The organism is Deinococcus phoenicis, from assembly GCF_000599865.1.
Lineage (GTDB): Bacteria > Deinococcota > Deinococci > Deinococcales > Deinococcaceae > Deinococcus > Deinococcus phoenicis.
On sequence record NZ_JHAC01000046.1, the window covers coordinates 1 to 739 of the forward strand.

General features: G+C 62.9%; 2 protein-coding genes. Both read right to left on the reverse strand.

Annotated elements, in window-relative coordinates; all coding sequences use genetic code 11:
• Nucleotides 1–299 (reverse strand): transposase (locus DEIPH_RS19325; protein ID WP_161636071.1); only part of this gene is annotated, 299 nt, incomplete at its 3' end.
• Nucleotides 300–336: 37 nt separating this feature from the next.
• The gene (locus tag DEIPH_RS20985) at nt 337–696 is read right to left on the reverse strand and encodes a helix-turn-helix domain-containing protein (protein ID WP_081790928.1); all 360 of its coding nucleotides are present in this window, start codon (nt 694–696) and stop codon (nt 337–339) included.
• Between the last annotated feature and the right edge of the window lie 43 nt (nt 697–739).

A 739-nucleotide genomic window follows, 5' to 3' on the forward strand; every position in this document is an offset into this window, starting at 1 on the left:
CTCTTATGCACGCTGAGGTTATCCATGACCACCGTCTGTCCGGGCGAGAGTCGAGGGATGAGGACGTGTTCGACATAGCGCTCGAACGCCAGACCATCCACAGCACCTTCCACGGTCATCGCTGCACTCATACCCTGAGGAGTCAGCGCGGCCAAGAGGCTGATATTGGCCCCTTTGTTGCGAGGGACCGCGCCATAGGCGCGTGTCCCTCGCGGCGTACGGGCATATAGCGGCGTCATCGCCACATGCGTGCTGCTCTCATCGACAAAGACGAGCTGGCTCGCGACTTCTCGTTGCACGGTCGCGCGCCACGCCTGGCGCGCTGGCTCATCCCGTTCACTGGCGTACAGTGTCTTTTTTTCTCGTCCGACCCTGACGGAGTAACGCTCGCCCCACCGTCTGACGTGACACCTGTACCTGCTGTTCTTGCGCGAAACGCTCCGTGTGCTGAGGTAAGGTCGCGTCGGGATACCGGTCACTCTGTTCCGCCAGGCGCTGCTCCAGGGTGGCGTCAAGCTTGCGGGGTCGCCCTGGAATCGGATGGGGCAACACATGTCCCTCTTCCCGCTGGCGTGAACGCCAGCGTTCCACCGTTCGCGGATTGACGTTATACCGCTGGGCTACCACGGGAACCCGGTCCCCCACCTGCAACCGGGCCATCACACGCTGCCGCAAGTCTTGGGAGTACGGCCTCATACCCCACCTTACGCCTCCGGCAACCTTTCTGCGCCCCGCCCTA